The sequence below is a fragment of the Spirillospora sp. NPDC029432 genome (assembly GCF_040703975.1).
GTDB lineage: Bacteria > Actinomycetota > Actinomycetes > Streptosporangiales > Streptosporangiaceae > Spirillospora.
Map to the genome: position 1 here is coordinate 17,493 of NZ_JBEZWH010000004.1, position 18,251 is coordinate 35,743.

General features: G+C 75.2%; 8 protein-coding genes. 3 read left to right on the plus strand and 5 right to left on the minus strand.

Annotated elements, in window-relative coordinates; all coding sequences use genetic code 11:
• Positions 1–193 precede the first annotated feature (193 nt).
• Positions 194–778, plus strand: a complete 585-nt coding sequence (locus AB0881_RS04110) for a helix-turn-helix domain-containing protein (protein ID WP_366614018.1) — start codon at positions 194–196, stop codon at positions 776–778.
• A 13-nt stretch (positions 779–791) separates the two neighbouring features.
• On the opposite strand, the gene AB0881_RS04115 is transcribed toward AB0881_RS04110, so the two are convergent.
• The 5 genes from AB0881_RS04115 to msrA all read right to left on the minus strand — a co-directional run bounded on the left by AB0881_RS04115 (position 792) and on the right by msrA (position 12,387).
• Complete coding sequence (locus AB0881_RS04115) at positions 792–4,109, minus strand: DUF4132 domain-containing protein (RefSeq protein WP_366614020.1); 3,318 nt, start codon at positions 4,107–4,109, stop codon at positions 792–794.
• Positions 4,106–7,447 (minus strand): DUF4132 domain-containing protein, encoded by a 3,342-nt coding sequence (locus AB0881_RS04120; RefSeq protein ID WP_366614021.1) that lies wholly within the window; start codon positions 7,445–7,447, stop codon positions 4,106–4,108. The genes AB0881_RS04115 and AB0881_RS04120 overlap by 4 nt, the downstream gene beginning before the upstream one ends.
• A gap of 196 nt (positions 7,448–7,643) precedes the next feature.
• Entirely contained in the window at positions 7,644–9,653 is a 2,010-nt protein-coding gene (locus tag AB0881_RS04125; RefSeq protein WP_366614023.1) for a serine/threonine-protein kinase, read from the minus strand.
• Between the two features lie 14 nt (positions 9,654–9,667).
• Complete coding sequence (locus AB0881_RS04130; protein WP_366614025.1) at positions 9,668–11,692, minus strand: serine/threonine-protein kinase; 2,025 nt, start codon at positions 11,690–11,692, stop codon at positions 9,668–9,670.
• Positions 11,693–11,877: 185 nt separating this feature from the next.
• Positions 11,878–12,387 (minus strand): peptide-methionine (S)-S-oxide reductase MsrA, encoded by a 510-nt coding sequence (gene msrA, locus AB0881_RS04135; protein ID WP_366614027.1) that lies wholly within the window; start codon positions 12,385–12,387, stop codon positions 11,878–11,880.
• Positions 12,388–12,532: 145 nt separating this feature from the next.
• Between msrA and AB0881_RS04140 the strand changes: the two genes are divergently transcribed.
• Together AB0881_RS04140 and AB0881_RS04145 are read left to right on the plus strand one after the other, a co-directional pair.
• Positions 12,533–15,259, plus strand: coding sequence for an AAA family ATPase (locus tag AB0881_RS04140; protein WP_366614028.1), 2,727 nt, complete (start codon positions 12,533–12,535; stop codon positions 15,257–15,259).
• 141 nt (positions 15,260–15,400) lie between these two features.
• On the plus strand, positions 15,401–18,118 hold the full coding sequence (locus tag AB0881_RS04145) for a LuxR C-terminal-related transcriptional regulator (protein ID WP_366614030.1): 2,718 nt from the start codon (positions 15,401–15,403) through the stop codon (positions 18,116–18,118).
• Positions 18,119–18,251: the final 133 nt, after the last annotated feature.

Consider the following 18,251-nt stretch of genomic DNA (forward strand, 5'->3'; position numbering starts at 1 on the left):
GCCCCTCCAGATACCGGCGCGGGAGGGTGTTTGACAGCTTGTTGAGAGTAACAGACGATGTGATTAGATTTATGGACATATAGTTGGCCGACGTGCTTCGAGCGGGCTACCTGCACGTTCCTTACTCAGAAGGTGTGATTTGGCATCCGAAGCGGCTCCGGCGTCGTCCGGGTCGGGGCGCAGGCGGCCCCGGATGAGCCGCGGCGACCGGCAGGAGGCGGCCCTGCTCGACAGCGCCGAGCGGCTGATGGCCGCCAAACCCCTGGCCGAGATCGACCTCGCGCAGATCGCCGCCGGCGCCGGGCTGTCGCGCGCCGCCGTGTACTTCTACTTCGACAACAAGGACGCGGTGGTCAGGGCCGCCCTCGACCGCACGATCGAGTCGGCGATGGGCATCCTCACCGTGCACGCCGGCCGGGGCCTGGAACAGATCCTCGACGACGTGATCTCCGGCTTCGCCGAGTGGTGGCGGCACAACAGCGGCCTGCTGTGCGCGATCATCGACCAGACCGGACGCGACGCCGCGCTGCGCGAGACCTGGCGCCGCTTCTTCGAACGCGCCGCCGACGTCCAGAGCGCCGCGCTCGAACGGGACCGGGCCGAGGGCCTGGTGCCCGACCTGGGCGACGCCCGCTCCATGTGCATCACGCTGACCTACATGTGCGAGCGCAACTGGTACATGCTCTTCTCCCGCGAGCACAGCCGGGAAGAGGAGGAGGAAATGCACCGCCTCCTCCTCCGGCTGTGCCGGCGGGCGCTCGGCTACCCCGACCGCTGAGCCGGACGCGCCGTCACCCGGTGGTGACGTTCACCAGGTCGGTGAGGACCTCGGAGACGGCGACGGGGTCGAGGTCGTGCGTGGAGACCAGCCGGACGCGGCTGAAGATCTGGTCTTCCGGTTCGCCCACGGGGAGCCCGGGGTGGAGGTCGATGACGACGCCGCAGCCGGGCCCGGGGTGGGTGAACTCGAGCTCGATGCCCGCGTCGAGCGGCGCGCCGCGCTCCCAGCCGCGGCGGACGAGGCCGAGCAGGTCGCCGGCCGGAACCCGCACGCCCTCGAAGCGGGCCAGGCGGCCGGTCTCGCGCTCGGCGGCGGTGAGCGCGTGGACGGGACGCCCGAGCTGCTCGAACGGCTGCAGGATCTCGTAGTCGGCGAACACCTCCGACCACGCCTTCGCCTCGTCGCCGAGGTGGATCGGGTGGGCGACCCCGACCGTCGCGGTCTCGCCGAGGACGACCGTGTCGTCGGCGGCGTTCGCGAACGTGCCGTCCTCGGCGACGCGGAACGCCGCCCCGGCGGCGGCTCCGCCGCCGTCGGCGAGCCAGACCAGGCGGCGGACCAGATGGCCGACGAGGGGGTGCGCGACGAGGAACTCGCGGAACTCGGCGACCGGCCACCGGCGGCCGGTGACCATGGCCCGTTCGAGGCGGGCGAGCTGGTCGGACGCGATCGTGCGGACGTCCTTCTTGAGGGCGGCGAACCGCTTGGCCGCGGCGGGGGCCAGCTCCGGGTCGTCCTTGGCGCCCGGCTTGGGCAGCGTCTTGCGGCGGGCGCCGTCCTCGTCGGCGATCGTCGGCCGCAGCAGCTCGTCGAACCCGACGACGAAGCGGCGCGGGCCGTAGTCGAGCGTGAGCGTGCCGGACGCGTCCAGGCCCAGGTCGGGGACGACGCGGTCGGCGAGCTGATCGGCGGTGAGCCCGAGCTCGGCCGCGACCTCCTGGATCTTGTCCCGGGCGCGGGTGCGGAGGCCCTTGAACCTCACCCGCTGCGAGATCGAGTGCAGGTGCGTCAGCGCCGTCTCGGTGCCGATCGCGGCGAGGACGTCCAGGCCGGTGACGGCCTTGGCGTGCCCGCCGTCGCCCGGCCACGCCCGGATCACCGGGGCGAGGCGGCGGACGGTGCCGTCGTCGCCGGTCAGCGCGAGCTGGGTGAACGCCCAGCCCTCCTTTGACGGCGCGCCGTTCAACTCCCACCAGCGGAACAGCGCCCACCCGAATCCGGCGAGCGAGGCCGGGTCGCACAGGTCGCGGACGGCCCGGACGCCCGCGTACTCGTGACCGGGCTCCGACATCGCCAGCATCGTCAGGACGTGCCCGGCCGCCTCGTCCGGCAGGGCCCGCTCGCGGTCGCGCAGCAGGAGCTGCGGCAGCGCGCGCGGGTCGGCCCACTCGACGGCCGGGATCTTCTTGGGCAGTTCCTCCAGGGGGTCGGCCGACAGCAGCGCCTCGATCCCGGCGGCGGCCCGGTCGCCGTGGACGCGCGCCGCCTCGACGATCCCGTCGGGTCCGTGCCGGTCGGCGATGAGGCGCAGCGCCGCCTCGGCGGCCCGGCGGCCGGGGCCGGCCTTGCCCAGCGCGTCCGGGATCAGGGACGGCGCGGCGGCGGTCCCGTGGCGGCGGAACCAGGCGCGGGCCGTCCTCGCCCCGGATTTCCGGCGGACGAGCCACTCGGCCATCGTCCGCGCGATCTCGTCGGACAGCAGCGGCAGCAGGTACTGCCCGAGGGTGGCCGGATTGCCGCGGGCGAGGAACAGCGCGGGGTCGTGGGCGTCCACTCCGTGGCGCGCCACGAGCGCCGGAAGCCACTCGTGTACCTCGTAGAGGTCGTCGGGTTCCCAGCCCTCCAGCAGCGGGCGCGCGAGTTCCTCGGGGCCTTTGAGCAGGAGGGTGCCGCGGATGGCGATCACGGTGCTCCCCCCTGCCGCGAGCTCCGCCGCCAGCTCGGCGAAGTCCGTGGTCCTCGCGCGCAGGTCCCAGCGCTCGGACAGCCGCGCCGTCCAGGCGTCCCGCTCGCCCGGCGCCCAGTCGGTCGCGCGGACGCCGGGGGCGGGCAGGCCCGTGACGACGGCGGGCCTGGTCTTCGCTCGGGGACGGGTCCACGGCGGTACGGTCAGCAGGGTCAGCAGGGGAGGCAGGCCGGTGGCCGGCGGTACGCGCGTGTTCCCGGCGATGATCTCCCGGATCGCCGCCCCCTGCTCGTCCGGGAGATCCCGGGCGACCTCCTCGGCGATGCCGGGGTTCGCGCGCACATGCGCGGACAGCAGTTCGGGGGCCCGCGGATCCGTGGACCCGGGCAGCAGCCGCATCGCGCGGACCGGGAAACGGCGGGCGGCCGTCAGCAGCGCGGGGACGGTCTCGGGCCGGCCGATCCGGTCGACGAGCGCCTGGAACGCGGCGTCCACGGGCAGCGCGGTGAGGAACCCCAGGGCCGTCCGGATGTCGTCGGTGGAGTTCCAGTAGGGGCCGTCCATGGCCTCCACCAGGAGCGGGACGACGGCCTCTGGGCCGATGCCCTCGATGAGAGTCGCGATGACCTCGTGGCTCCAGCCGCCGCGGAGCGTCCGTCCGAACGCCGCGGGCTGGTGCGGGCGGCCGAGCGCGCAGAACACCGGCCACATGCGGATGCGGTCGAACGGGATCTCACCGGGGCGCGCCCACAGGTCCTCGACCCAGTCCTCGCGGGCCGGCGCGAGGTAGGCGGCGACCACCTTCTGCAGGGGGTGCCGGCGGGCGTCCGCGATGAGCTCGACCGCCTCGGCGTAGACGTCGTCGGGGGCCGCCGCCAGGTGGGTGCGCAGCACCTTGCCGCTCTCCTTGGTCAGCCACCAGTCGCAGAGGGCCTCGGAGGGGTTCTGGCGGCGGACGGTCATCGCCCGCAGCTTCTCCGGGGTCGACGTCACCGGAAAGCCGGTGGATCCGCTGTTCGCAGGGTTGTCGACCGCGATCCCCGCCCACTCCGTGTAGGCGCGGGCGGCGAACGCCACGCCGTGCTCGGCGATCAGGGCCTCGGTGAACAGGCGGCCGGGCGCGGGAACGGACCAGTTCGACATCCTGTTCAGCGGGGCGGCGACGAACGCGATCGCCACCGCGCCGAGCGGGTCCGGCTCGCCGCGCAGGTGGGCGCGGGCGGCGTCCGCGAGGTCGGCCGCGGTGCCGGGGAGCCCGAGGATGTGCTCGATGTCGTCGCGGACGGCGTCCACCAGGGAGCGCACGCGCTCGGCGGCGGCCAGGGCGGGCGCCGGCGGCTTCGGTACGCCGGAACGGTCGCGCCGCGGATGCCGGGCGCGGATCCAGGAGTCCGGCGTGATGAGGGTGTTCTCGTCGGTCATCGGGCGGTTCCGTCGGTCGGGGCGGTCAGGTGGACGAGGTCGGCGAGGATCTCGGACGCGGTGACGGGATCGAGGGCGCCGAACGCCGTGTGCGGGGCGGGATGGCCCCGGCCGTCGTAGTAGGGGTGGTTGGAGAGCCGGACGTCGACGAGGGTCTGGTCGCCCTGGCCGTGGGGGTCGCCGACGACGAAGCCGGGGTCGAGGCTGAGGAGCAGGTGCCGGCCGTGGGGGAGGGGCCGGGAGATCCAGCGTTCCAGGCCGACCTCCATCGGCGTGCCGCGCTCCCAGCCCCGCCGGGTGAGGCCGAGGAGGGCGCCGGTGTCCACCACCGCTCCCTCGAACCGGGCCAGGCGGCCGGCCTCGCGCTCGCCCTCGGTGAGGGTGTGGACGGGACGGTCGAGCTGCTCGAACGGCTGCAGGATCTCGTAGTCGGCGAACAGCCGCGCCCAGGCGGGCAGGTCGCCGCCGAGGTCCACGGGATGGGCGACGATGATTCCGGCGTCCTCGGGGACGGTGGCGGTCTCGTCGGCGACGTCCGCGAACGTCCCGTCCTCGGCGACGCGGAAGGGCGCGGCCGTCCCGTCCCCGTGCTCGGCCAGCCACACCAGGCGGCGGACGAGGTGGCCGACCAGCGGATGGGCGACGAGGAACTCGCGGAATCCGGCGACCGGCCACCGGCGCCGGGAGAGCATGGCCTGCTCCAGGCGGGTGAGCTGGTCGGACGCGACCGTCCGCACGTCCTTCTTCAGGGCGGAGAACCGCTTGTGGGCGGCGGGGGCCAGCTCGGGGTCGTCCTTGGCGCCCGGCTTGGGGAGCGATTTCCGCGGCTTCCCGCCCTCGTCGGCGATCGTCGGCCGCAGCAGCTCGTCGAACCCGACGACGAAGCGGCGCGGGCCGTAGTCGAGCGTGAGCGTGCCGGAGGCGTCCAGCCCGAAGTCCGGGACGAGCCGGTCCGCGAGCTCCTCGGAGGTCAGCCCGAGCTCGTCCGCCAGTGCCTCGATCCTCGCCTGGGCCTGCCTCTTGATTCCCTGGTACCTCACCCGCTGCGCGATGGAGTTCAGGTGCATCAGCGCCGTCTCGGTGCCGATCGCGGTCAGGACGTCCAGGCCGGTCACCGCCTTGCTGTGGCCGTTGTCGCCCGGCCACGCCCGGATCACCGGGGTGAGGCGCCGTACGGTGCCGTCGTCGCCGGTCAGCGCGAGCTGCGCGATCGCCCACTTCCCCTCGGGCGGGGCCCCGGCGAACTCCCAGTGGCGGAACAGCGCCCAGCCGAACTCGGCCAGCGACTCCGGATCGCACAGGTCGCGCACGACCTGGACGCCCGCGTACACCTCGTCCGGCTTCGACATCGCCAGCATCGTCAGCACGTGCCGGACGGCGACGTCCGGGAGCGCGTGCGTCCGATCGCGGAGCAGGATCCGCGGAAGGACGCGCGGGTCGGCCCAACCGGTGTCCGGGATGTCCTGGGGCAGGACGTCGAGGGGGTCGGTGGACAGCAGCGCCCCGATCGCGGCCGCCGCCTCGTCGCCGTGGACGCGCGCCGCCTCGACGATCGGGCCCGGCCCGTGCCGGCCGGCGATCAGGCGCAGCGCCGCCTCGGCGGCCCGGCGGGCGGGACCGGGCCTGCCCAGCGCGTCCGGGATCAGGGACGGCGCGGCGGCGTGACCGTGCCGGCCGAACCAGGCGCGGGCCGTCCTGCCGCCCGCCTTGAGGCGGACGAGCCAGTCGGCCATCGTCCGCGCGATCTCGTCGGACAGCAGCGGCATCGCGTACCGCCTGAGGTCCGCCGGGTACTTGCGGACGAGGGCGAGCACGACATCGTGGGCGTCCACTCCATGGCGCGCGACGAGCGGCCCCAGCCAGCCGTCCTCGTGGTAGTAGTGACCGTCGTCGGCCGTCCAGCCCTTCAGCAGCGGGCGGACCAGCTCGTCGGGGCCCCTGAGGAGCAGGGTCTGCTCGTGGATCGGCGCGTACCCGTCCTTCGTGCGGAACTTCGCGGCCACATCGGCGAAGTCCATTCCGTTCGTCCACCGGCGGGCGGTGTCATCCTGGACGGCCCAGGCATCGCGTTCGCCCGGCTCCCACCGGATCGCGCGCGTGCCCGGCAGGGGGAGGTCCTTGATGACGACGGGCTTGGCGTTCTCGCGGGCACGGGTCCACGGCGGTTCGGTCAGCAGCGGCGGCAGACCGGTGGCATCCGGGAACCGTTCGAGAAGCGTCTGAACCGTCTGGCGCCGCCGTGCGGGGAGCTCGGGCGCGACCTTCGCGGCGACGTCCCGCTCGGCGCGGACGATCTCGGCCAGCAGGTCGGCGGCCGCCGGCGCCGCGGAGGCCGACAGGAGCCGGATCGCGCGGCCCGGGAACCGGCGGGCGGCACCCGGGAGGGCGCGCGCCACGTCGGGACGGCCGATGCGGTCGAGGAGCGCCTGGAACGCCTCGTCCACGGGCAGCGCGGAGAGAACCTGCAAGAGCAGCCAGTCGTTGACGTACTCGCTGTGCAGGGCCTGCGCCAGCAGCGGCACGAGGGCCGTTGGGCCGATCCCCTCGATGAGCGTGGCGATGCAGTCCGGCTCCGCCTCGCCACGGCCGAACCGCAGGCCGGACGCGGCGGGCTGGTGCGGGCGGCCGAACGCGCAGAACACCAGCCACCTGTAGGCGAAGCCGGAGTCGTTGAGCCGGCCGGGGTCCGCGCACAGGTCCTCGACCCAGTCCTCACGGGTCGGCACCAGGTAGGCGGCGAGGGCCCGCTGCCAGTCGTGCCCGCGAGCGCCCTCCAGCCGCTTCTCCGCCTCGGCGTACACGTCGTCGGGCGCGGCCGCGAGGCGCGCCCGCAGCGACCGGGCGACGTCCCGGCCGAAACCCTGGCTGCCGTACAGCTCAAGGGTGTTCCGATGCCGGGGCCCGTACACGCCGAGGTGCGCCGGACCCGCCCCCACGAGCCCGACCCCTTCCACGAAGGCGTGCGCGGCGAACGCGACCCCGTGCTCGGCGACCAGGGCATCGGCGAACGGGAAGTCGGGCCGGGGCCCGGTCCACTGCCTCGACTCGCCCATCGAGCCGGCGACGTGCCCGAGCGCAGCCGCCCCGAGCGCGTCCGGCTCACCATCCAGATAGGCGCGGGCGGCCGCCGCGACGTCGGTGGCCGTGCCGGAGAGGTCCAGCACGGCCTCGATGTCCTCGCGGACGGAGTCCACGAACGCGCGTGCCTTCTCGGGCGCGGACGGATGGGGCGCGGGCGGCCGCGGCACGTCCGGACGGTCGCGGCGAGGATGCCGCGCACGCCGCCAGTCCTCCGGCATGACCAGCGTGTCCTCGTCGGCCCGGCTCGTTTCGATCATGGAGACGTACCGTACGGGAGATCGCCGACAAAGCTCTCAATATTCGAGTGGCTGCCGACAGGCACGGCAAAGGCCGCAACCGGGGATTGCCGCCAGCGCACCCGCCGTCACGGCCCGGGTAGCGAGACCGGCAAGGTCAGAGATCCGCATGGGGAATCCTCGCAAGCAGCCGCCCCGAGCCCGGCCAGCCTATCGTTCACGCCCCTTGCCGGCCCGCGGGGACCGTCCACAGTCGGACGGTGCCGTCCTGGCCGCCGGTGGCGAGGGTGCGGCCGTCCGGGCTGAAGCGCACGCTGAGGACGGCGCCGCCGTGCCCGGTCAGCGCCGGGCCGAGCTGCCGGCGGCGGGACACGTCCCACAGCCGTACGGTCCCTTCCGAGCCGCCGGCCGCGAGGACGCGGCCGTCCGGGCTGAACGCCGCCGTGTGGCAGCGGCCGTCGCACCGGAACGCAGTGCCCGACTGCCGGCCGCTCGCCACGTCCCACAAGAGGGCGGTCTCACCGCCCGCCGTCGCCAGCGTCTGCCCGTCGGGGCTGAACGCCACGTCCTCCAGCCAGGAGTCGTGCCCGGACAGGTCCTCGCTGAGCTTCTTGCGGTCGTACACCTCCCACAGCTGCGCCACACCGCGGGTCGTGCCAGTGCCGGGATCGTCCTCGGTGCCGGTCGTGCCGATGGCCAGCATGCGGCTGTTCGGGGCGAACGCCAGGGCCTGGACGTTGCCGGCGCCGGTCTCCAGGAGAGGGCCGACCTTCCCGTCGTCCAGGTCCCACAGCCGTACGGACTGGTCCGTGTTGCTGGTGGCCAGGACGCGGCCGTCCGGGCTCAGGGCCAGGGACGTCAGGGGCCCGAGATCGATGTCGAGGTCGCCCGGCTTGCCGTCGCCCGACATCGGGAAGAGGCGGAGGTGGCCGTCGTCGCCCGCGGTGTACAGGGTGGTGCCGCCACGGCTGATCGCCAGCGCGTTGACGCCGTCGGGGTGGTCGATGGGCTCGCGGCGGAGCTTCCCGTCCGCGACGTTCCAGAGCCGTACGGTGGTGTCGTCGCCGGCGCTGGCGACCGTCCGGCCGTCCGGGGTGAACGCCAGGTCGCGCACGGACGCGGTGTGCCCGCGCAGCGAGCGGCTCGGCGGCGGCGCCGCGGATCCGGACGTCCCGGGAGCGCTCCGGGCGGACGAGCCCGACCACGGCGCCAGCACCAGGGCCGTCGCCACCGCCGCGCACACCGCCAGCACGCCGCCCGCCGCCAGCGCGCCGCGCGGGGAGCCGAGGGCGGTGAACGGGCCGGAGCGGCGGCGGCGCGGGTAGACCAGGGTCGCCGCGGGCTCCGGGCCGGGCGCCCGCCCGGCCCAGGCCCGCCGCTCGTCGATCATCCGCTGCACCGCGGGCGGCCACGGCCGCGCGGCCGGGGCGACCGCGCCGACCATCGCCGCCAGCCGGGCGGGGTCCGGACGTCCGGCCGGGTCCTTGGCCAGGCAGGCCGCGACGGCCGGGCGGAGCCGGTCCGGCACGGCGGACAGGTCGGGCTCGGCGTGCACGACGTTGTACAGCGCCTGCGCCGGGCCGGGCCCGTCGAAGGGGCCGCGGCCGGTGCAGGCGTACACCAGCACCGACCCCAGCGAGAAGACGTCGCCGGCCGCGGTCGCCGACCCCTCATCGGCCTGCTCCGGCGACATGTACCCGGGCGTTCCGGCCAGGACGCCGGTCCGCCCCTCGCCGTCGCCTCCGGCCGCCCGCGCCACCCCGAAATCGATCACCTTCGGGCCGTCGGCGGCCAGCAGCACGTTGGACGGCTTCAGGTCGCGGTGCACCAGCCCGGCCCGGTGGATCTCCACGAGCGCGGCCGCGAGCCCGGCCGCAAGCCGCAGCACCGCCGGCTCCGGCAGCGGCCCGGCCGCCCGGACCGCGTCCCGCAGCGACGGCCCTGGCACGTACACCGACGCCAGCCACGGGGTCGGCGCGTCCGCGTCCGCGTCGAGCACGGCGGCCGTGTACGCGCCGGACACCCTGCGGGTGGCCGCCACCTCGGCGCGGAACCGCTCCCGGAAGCCGGCGGTCCCGGTCAGCCGGGCGTGCATGAGCTTCACCGCGACCGGCCGCCCGTCGGGCGAGGACCCGAGCAGCACCCGGCCCATCCCGCCGCGGCCGAGCTCGGCGAGCATCCGGTAGTGCCCGACCCCCTCCGGATCGGACGCGGCGAGCGGTCGCATGGTCACCTCGGGGGTCAGGCGCGGGTGCGGCCGGCGACGTCGTAGAGCGACACCTTCTCGTCACCGCCGACGGCGAGGACCTTCCCGTCCGGGCTGAACGCCACGGCGGAGGCCCTCCCCACGCCGAACGGCTTGCCGACCTCCCGGCGCCCGGCCACGTCCCACAGCCGCGCGGTGGCGTCGTTGCCGACGGTGGCGAGCAGCCGGCCGTCCGGGCTGAACGCGATGCCCTGCGGGGCGTGGTCGCTCGCGCGCACGATCTCGCCGAGCGCGGCCGCGCGCTGGACGTCCCACAGCCGCACGGTCATGTCCCCGCTCCCGGTCGCCAACGTCCGGCCGTCCGGGCTCATGGCCGCGTTCGTGATCTGGACGGTGTGCCCGCGCAGGGGCTGCCCGACGTCCTTGCGGGACTCCACATCCCAGAACCGCACCATGTCGTTGACGGTGATGGCCAGCCGCCGCCCGTCCCCGCTGAACGCGATGAACGACATGAGGTTCGGCTTGTCGAAGGTGATCCCGCCCACCTCCTCGCGGGTCCCGGTGTCCCACAGCTTCAGGTGGGAGCCGATGGCCGCCAGCCGGTCCCCGGCGGGACTGAACGCCACGTCGCTCACCGGGGCCGGATCGTCGGTGAAGTCGAACATGGGGATGCCGAGGGTCGCGCCGACCTGCCGGCGGGACCGCACGTCCCACACCTTGACGCCGCCGTCCATGCTGGCGGTGAGCAGCAGCCGCCCCGCCCGGTCGAACCTGGCGCTGATGGCCGACTTGGGGGCGATCTTGAGCGGCTGCCCGGACGGCCGCCGGGTCCTGGCGTCCCACAGCCGTACGGTGCCGTCCTCCCCGGCGGTGACCAGGAGATCGCCCGAGCCGTTGAACTCCGCGTGGTGCACGGCACCGGCGTGGCCTTCCAGGACGGCCAGCGGCTTCGCGCCCGTACCGCTGCCGCCCCCGCCGGACGCGCTCTTCCGGCCGGCCGCCGGCTCGCCGTCCCCGCGCAGTGCCCAGGCGGCGGTACCGCCGAGCGCGGCGAGCCCGAGGGCGGCGCCACCGCCCGCCATCAGCAGGAACCGCCTCCTGCCCGGCGCCGGCGCGACGGCCGTGGGCGCGGGCGCGGACGCCGGCCCCGGCGGGACGTGCGGCGCCGGTGCCTGGAGCAGCCGGGCGACCTCGGCGTCCTGCCGCGCGATCGTGTCGTGCACGGGGTCCGGCCAGGGCCGGGCCGACGGCGGCACCTCGCCGATCGTCCGCAGCAGCTCGGCGGGCTCCGGCCGCGCGGCCGGGTCCTTGGCCAGGCAGGCCGGGACGATCTCGCGGATCAGGTCCGGCAGGTCGCCCAGCACGGGGCCGGCGTGGATCACGTTCTGCAGGGTCTGCGGGGTGCTCCGCGCGTTGAACGGCCCCTGCCCGGTGCAGGCGTACACCAGCGTCGAGCCCAGCGCGAAGACGTCGCTGGCGGTGGTCAGCTCCCGTCCGAGGGCCTGCTCCGGGGACATGAAGCCGGGCGTGCCGACCAGGGCGCCGGTATGGGTGAGCTGGGTGCCGTCCTCGCCCTCGGCGGCCCGCGCGATACCGAAATCGATCACCCGCAGGCCGTCCTCGGTGAGCAGCACGTTGGACGGCTTCAGGTCGCGGTGCACCAGCCCGGCGCGGTGCACCTCGGTCAGCGCGGCGGCGAGGCCGGCGGCCAGCCGGAGCGCCGGCCCGGCCGCCAGCGGACCGGCCGCGGCGACGACCTCGTGCAGCGACGGGCCCGGCACGTACACCGAGGCCAGCCACGGCTCGGCCGCCTCGGGATCGGCGTCGATCACCGCCGCGGTGTAGGCCCCGGCGACCCGGCGGGAGGCGCGCACCTCGCGGCGGAACCGGCCGCGGAACCCCTCGTCGTGCACGAACTGCTCGTCGACCAGCTTCACCGCGGCCAGCCGCCCGTCCGGCCCGCTGCCGAGCAGCACCCGTCCCATGCCCCCGCGGCCGAGCTGGGCGAGCATCCGGTAAGGCCCGATCTGGCGGGGATCGGACGTCTCCAGTGGTCTCACGGCACACCTCCCTCTCTCAGTCAGACAATACTGTCTGACTGATCATCGCGGAGGCGTTCGGAGGTCATCCGTAACCGCGAGGCCACCCTCGGATTCTCTGGCCGCCGTACTAAGTGGCCACCTCGGCGGCCGCGGGCCGAGCAGGGCCCAGCGGGCGCCCGAGGCGTTCCGGGACTCCCGTGGCGTCAGGCTCCGGCGGTCCGCTTGGGGAGCCTCCAGCCGGGCCGGGGGAAGTGGCACGTGTAGCCGTCCGGGAACTTCCGCAGGTAGTCCTGGTGCTCCGGCTCGGCCTCCCAGAAGTCGCCGGCGGCGGTCACCTCGGTGACGACCTTGCCCGGCCACAGGCCGGAGGCGTCGACGTCGGCGATGGTGTCCTCGGCGACCTTCCGCTGCTCCTCCGAGGTGTAGAAGATCGCGGAACGGTAGCTCGTGCCGATGTCGTTGCCCTGCCGGTTCAGGGTCGTGGGGTCGTGGATCTGGAAGAAGAATTCGAGCAGCGCCCGGAAGTCGGTCTCGTCGGGGTCGTAGACGACCTCGATGGTCTCGGCGTGGGTCCCGTGGTCGCGGTAGGTGGCGTTGGGCACGTCGCCGCCGCTGTAGCCGACCCGCGTCCGGACCACTCCGGGCTGCCGGCGGAACAGCTCCTCCATGCCCCAGAAGCAGCCGCCCGCGAGAAGTGCCCTCTCGATTGCCATGTTCTCTCCCTCGCGTCCTTTCCGACCGTTACAGCGGGCGTCGCGCCATCGGTATTCCGTCAGCTGACGTGACCTCTGAGAATGGCTGTTATGTAAACTCGGCCGCGTGCTGACACGGCCGCGAGGCGAGCGTCCGATTCCGTTCGTGGGCCGCAGCGCCGAGCGCGAGCCGCTCGACCGCCTGGTCGAGGACGTTCGCGCGGGTGAGAGCCGGGCGCTGGTCCTGCACGGCGCGGCGGGTACGGGGAAGACCGCGCTGCTGGAGTACGCGGCCGGGCGGGCATCGGGCTGCCGCGTCGTCCGGGTGTCCGGCGTCCAGTCGGAGATGGAGCTGGCCTTCGCGGGCCTGCACCAGTTGTGCGCGCCGATGACCGGCCACCTCGACGGCATTCCGGTGCCCCAGCGGGACGCCCTGCGGACCGCGTTCGGGCTGCGGGAGGGACCGGCACCGGACCTGTTCCTGATCGGCCTCGCGGTCCTGAGCCTGCTGTCCGACATGGCCGATGAGCGGCCGCTGCTGTGCCTGGTGGACGATCAGCAATGGCTCGACGGCGCCTCGGCGCAGGTCCTCGCGTTCGTCGCCCGCCGGCTGGGCGCCGAATCGGTCGGCATGGTGTTCGCGGCCCGCGCCCTCGGCGACGGCCTGGCGGGGCTCGCGGAGCTGGCGGTCGGAGGACTGCGCGTGGAGGACGCGCGCGCACTGCTGGAGTCGGCGCTGTCCGGGCCGCTGGACGTGCGGGTCCGCGATCAGATCATCGCCGAGGCGCGGGGCAATCCGCTGGCCCTGCTGGAACTGCCCCGCGGGCTGACGGCGGCGGAACTGGCCGGCGGGTTCGGCCTGCCCGGCGCCCTGCGGTCGGCGGGGGACGTCGAGCAGATCTTCCGGCACCGGATCGACGCCCTCCCGGCGGAGAGCCGGCGCCTGCTGCTGCTCGCCGCGGCCGATCCGACGGGAGACCCGGTGCTCGTGGCGCGTGCGGCCGAGCGCCTCGGCGTCGGCGGCGATGCCGGGGCGCCCGTGGCCGAGGCGGACCTGGCCGAGTTCGGGACCCGGGTGCGCTTCCGCCACCCACTGGTGCGCTCGGTGGCGTACTGGTCGCGGCCTGCCGCGCAGCGGCAGGCCGCGCACGGCGCCCTCGCCGAGGTCACCGATCCCGAGCGTGACGGCGACCGCCGCGCCTGGCACCGGGCCCAGGCCGCCACCGGCCCGGACGAGGAGGTCGCCGGCGAGCTGGAGCATTCCGCCGCGCGGGCGCGGGCCCGGGGCGGGCTCGCCGCGGCGGCGGCGTTCCTCGAACGCGCGGCCGCGCTGACGCCCGACCCGGTCCGCCGGTCCGGGCGAGCGCTGGACGCCGCGCTCGCCAAGTTCCAGGCCGGCGCGTTCGAAGCGGCGCAGCAGCTGCTGACCGTGGCCGAGGCCGGGCCGCTGGAGGAGTACGCGCTCGCACGCGTCGACCTGCTCCGCGCCCACCTCACCTTCGTCACCAGCCGGGGCGGCGACGCTCCGCTGCTGCTCGTCCGGGCCGCCGGACGGCTGGCGCCGGCCGATCCGGGCCTCGCCCGCGAGACCTATCTGGACGCGCTCTCGGCCACGATGTTCGCGGGCCATCTGGCGAGCCCCGGCGGCGGCGCCCTCGACGTGGCCCGCGCCGCCTCGACGGCACCGCGGCCCATGGACCTCCCGAACTCGGCCGATCACCTGCTCTCCGGCCTGGCGGCGAACTTCACCGACGGGTACGCGGCGGGGGTGCCGCCCCTCCGGCAGGCGCTGGCGTCCTTCGGCGAGGGCATGTCCGCGGACGAGGAGCTGCGCCGGCTGTGGCTGATCACCGAGGCCGCCCTCCACCTGTGGGACGACGAGCGCTGGGAGGCCCTGTCCGTCCGGTACGTCCACCTCGCGCGTACGGCCGGTGCGTTGAGCGAGCTTCCACTCGCGCTCAGCACGCGCGCCTACATGCTGCTGTTCACCGGCGATCTGGCCACCGCGACCTCGCTGACCGGCGAGGGACGGGCGGTGGCGGAGGCGACGGGCGGGAACATCGCGCCCTACAGCGCCATGGCCCTCGCCGCGTTCCGGGGGAGCCGGGCCGAGGCCCTCGCGCTGGTCGAGTCCACGGGCAGGGACGTCACCCGGCGCGGCGAGGGCATCGGGGCGGCCGTCGCCACATGGGCGAAGGCGGTCCTCCACAACGGACTCGGCGAATATCCCGAGGCGATGGCGGCGGCCCGTACGGCCCTCGACCACCAGCAGTACCCGAGCATGCGGTACCCCGGTGTGGCGAACTGGGCGGCGGCCGAGTTCATCGAGGCGGCCGTACGCAGCGGCGAGAACGGCGCCGCGGCCGACGTCTGCCGCTGGCTCACCGAGATGACCGGCGCCAGCGGCACCGGCTGGGCGGTCGGGGTCGAAGCACGGTCGCAGGCCCTGCTGGCGGAGGGCGGCGCCGCCGAGGACCTCTACCGGAAGGCGCTGGCGCACCTCGGCCGTACCCGCGTCGGCACCGAACTCGCCCGCACGCACCTTCTGTACGGCGAGTGGCTGCGCCGGCTGCGCCGCCGCGGCGAAGCGCGCGACCAACTGCGCACGGCCGCGAACATGCTGGAGACGATGGGCCTGGAGGGGTTCGCCGAACGGGCCCGCCGCGAGCTGCTGGCCACCGGCGAGACCGCCCGCAGGCGCACCGTCCCGGCGACCGGTGAGCTGACCGCCCAGGAGGCGCAGATCGCGCGGCTGGCACGCGACGGGCTGTCGAATCCGGAGATCGCCTCCCGGCTGTTCATCAGCGCCCGGACCGTCCAGTACCACCTGGGCAAGGTCTTCGCCAAGCTCGGCATCACCTCGCGCACCCAACTCGATCGCGCCCTGCCGTAGCGGTTCCCGGCACCGGCCATGTGGCTGTGCACTGGCGGATTCGAATCCGGACGCTCCGGCCCGACCATGGGAGCGGTTCCGCATGGCCGCCGTCCCGCGGGCGGACCGGCGGAGAGTCATCGGAACGAACTGGACGTGACCATGACAGTCTCCGAATCCGCTCCGCTCGCTCCGCGCCTCTGCGGGCGCGAATCGGAAATGGCCGCGCTGCGCAGGCTCCTCACCGCCCCACCCGGCGGGGACGCGGTGCTCGTCGTTCGCGGCGGAGCGGGGATCGGCAAGTCGTCCCTGCTCGGCGCCGCCGCGGAGGTGGCGTCGGACCTTGGCGTCGAGACGGTCTCCCTGACCGCCGTGCAGGCCGAGTTCCGGCTTCCCTTCGCCGCGGCCCACACGCTGCTCGACCTGCTGGGAGGCACCGTGCCGCCGCGGCCGGACGGCGCCCGGGAGCAGTACCACTTCCAGCTCGCCCTGGCCCTGCTCGCGGCGGTGACCGCACGGTCGGCGCGGCGGCCGCTGCTGCTCCTGGTGGACGACGCGCAGTGGCTGGACGCGCCGAGCTGGGAGGCCCTGGCGTTCGTCGGTCGGCGCCTGTCCGCGGACCCGGTCGTGCTGGTCATGGCGATGCGGGACGGCACGGAGACCGAGTCGCGGCTCGCCGGCCTGCCGGTGGCCGAGCTGCGGGTGGAGCCGCTGCCGGACGAGGCCGCGGCCGCGCTGCTGGACGAGCGCGCGCCCGGCCTGGCGCCGCGGCTGCACGCCCGGGTGCTGGCCGAGGCGGCCGGCAACCCGCTGGCCCTCACCGAACTCGCGGCGGCCGCGGCCCGGATCGGCGAGCAGGGCATGCTGCCGGCCACGCTGCCGCTGACGGCCCGGATGGAGCGCACCTTCGGCGCCGCCGTCGCGGAACTGCCCGCGGCGACCCGCGCGCTCCTCCTGGTGGCCGCGCTGGACGAGGCGGACCGGCTCGACGAGATCCTCGCGGCCGGCGCCGCCATGTCGGCCCCCGGACCGGCGGTGGAGGACCTGGAACCCGCCGTCGCCGCTCGCCTGGTCGACGTGGACGACGCCTACCGGCTCCGCTTCCGCCATCCCCTGATCCGGTCGGCGATCCGGCAGCAGGCCGGGCCGTCCCGGCGGCAGCGGGCGCACGCCGCGCTCGCCCGCGCGATCACCGACCCCGACCGCGCGGTGCGGCACCGGGCGGCGGCCACCGTCGGCACGGACGAGCGCGTCTCCGCCGACCTGGACGATCTCGCCGGCCGGCTGCATCGGCGCGGGGCGTCCGGCGAGGCGGCGCGGACCTGGGAGCAGGCCGCCCGGCTGGCCGGGGACCGCGGCCGGCGCGCGAGCCTGCTGCTGCGGGCCCTGGAGGCGACGCTGGAACTCGCCGACCGCGACGGGGTGGAACGGCTGCTGCGCGCGATCGACGCCGACGACCTGCCCGCCGAGGACCGCGTCGTCCTGCAGTGGCTGTCGGACATCGAGGTCGGTGTCTGGTCGGGTGCGACGCGGCTGCCCGGCCACCTCGCCGCCGCCGAGCGGCTGCGGCGGTCCGGCCGGGACGAACGGGCGCTGGAGGTCCTCGACCGCGTCGCGGTGCGCACGTACTTCTCCGACCCCGACGACGGCCTCCGCAACGAGATCGTCGCGCTGCTCGAACGTCTCGACCTGCCGCCGCTGGCACCGCGGCTGGTCACGACCCTCGGGCTGTCCGCGCCGGTCGAGCGGGGCGCGGTGGTGGTCGAGCGGCTGAACGCCCTGCTGGAGCGGCCGGGCCTCACCGGGACGGAGCTGGCGGGCCTCGCCGCCGCCGCGACGGGCGTCGGCGCGCTCGGGGCGGCGGCGCGGCTGGCCGCCGAAGGCGCCGCGCGGAACCGCCGGGAGGGCAACCTCGTCTCGCTGACCTGGGCGCTCGCCCATCAGACGTGGTGCGCGGTGCAGCGGGGCGACGCCTTCCTCGGACGCACCGCGGCGGCCGAGGCCGAGGCGCTCGCCGTCGAGACCCGCCAGCTCAACTTCGTGGTGCCCGTCATGCTCAACCGCGCGCACGCGGAGGCCCTGCGCGGCGACCGCGAGGCCGTGCGCGACATCACGGCGGAGTGCGAGCGCTCGCTTCTCGCGAACGGCGCGCACCCCCTGCTGTGCCTGGTGCGGATCGCCCGCGGCGTCGCCGCGCTCGCCGGCGGGCGCCATGCCGAGGCCCACGACGAGCTCGACGCCGTCTTCACCCCGTCCGCGGCCGGCTACCACCCGTACGCGCGGTTCTCGGTGGTCGTCCATCTCGCCGAGGCCGCGGTGCACTGCGACCGCCGCGACTTGGTGGCGGCGCGCATCCGCGAGCTGGAGCCGATCGGCGCGACCGGCGCCTCACCTCTGCTGCGCGCGAACCTGCACTGCGCGAGGGCGCTGCTGGCACCGGACGCGGAGGCGGAAGGCGCGCTGCGGGCGGCGCTCGACGCCGACCTCACCGAGTGGCCCTTCGAACGCGCCCGCCTCCAGCTGGCCCTCGGCACCCGGCTGCGGCGCGGCCGCCCGTCCGCCGCGAGGGCGGTGCTGCGTGCCGCCGCCGAGACGTTCGGCGCGCTCGGCGCGCGGCCGTGGGCCGAGCGCGCGCACGCCGAGCTGCGCGCCTCCGGCGAGACACGGCGCCGCTCGGCCGGCGAGATCGACCGGCTCACACCGCAGGAGCTCCAGGTCGCCCGGCTGGTCGCGGAGGGGCTGACCAACCGGGAGATCGCGAGTCGGCTCTTCCTGTCGCCGCGGACGATCAGCACCCACCTCTACCGGATCTACCCGAAGCTCGGCGTCGGCTCCCGAACCGAACTCGCCACGCTGATCGCCCGCGAATACGTCATGTGACGCACGCTAGCCCCGCCTCCCCGTTCGTACCGTCGAGTCAGAGCCGGCCGCTCCCCGTCAGGACCGCAACCGCGCCGCCCCTCCGGGGCGGCCGACCACCACCGCTCGTCCACGAACACGATGGGAGGAACCG